This window comes from Pedobacter sp. ASV12 (assembly GCF_016429155.1).
In the GTDB taxonomy this organism is placed as follows: Bacteria; Bacteroidota; Bacteroidia; order Sphingobacteriales; family Sphingobacteriaceae; genus Pedobacter.
Genome location: NZ_JAELUC010000353.1, coordinates 1 through 392, shown reverse-complemented (window position 1 = coordinate 392; position 392 = coordinate 1). Strand labels below are relative to the sequence as shown.

The following is a 392-nucleotide window of genomic DNA, read 5'->3' as shown; positions in this document are numbered from 1 at the left end:
CCCCCCCCCCCCCCCCCCCCCCCCCCCCCCCCCCCCCCCCCCCCCCCCCCCCCCCCCCCCCCCCCCCATTTTTCAAGCAGTAGACGGCATACGAGATCATGAGTACTGTCTCGTGGGCTCTGAGATGTGTATAAGAGACAGCCTTTACCGCTTACCACGTGTTGACCCAGGCCGATATCGACAACGGCGGGGTGTTCAACCTAGCAACGGCCAAAGGCAAGGATCCGCGCAACAACGATGTAACAACTACCCTGTCTCTTATACACATCTGACGCTGCCGACGAACCACGACATGGGTAGTTGGAGGGGGGGGGGGGGGGAGATAAAAAGGGGGGGGGGGGGGGGGGGGGGGGGGGGGGGGGGGGGGGGGGGGGGGGGGGGGGGGGGGGGGG

General features: G+C 68.4%; 1 protein-coding gene. It reads left to right on the top strand.

The features are described 5' to 3' along the window. The first annotated feature begins 158 nt into the window (after positions 1–158). A complete protein-coding gene (locus JHD69_RS21635) occupies positions 159–272 on the top strand; it encodes a hypothetical protein (RefSeq protein WP_441339506.1) in 114 nt (37 codons plus the stop codon). The last annotated feature ends 120 nt before the right edge of the window (positions 273–392 follow it).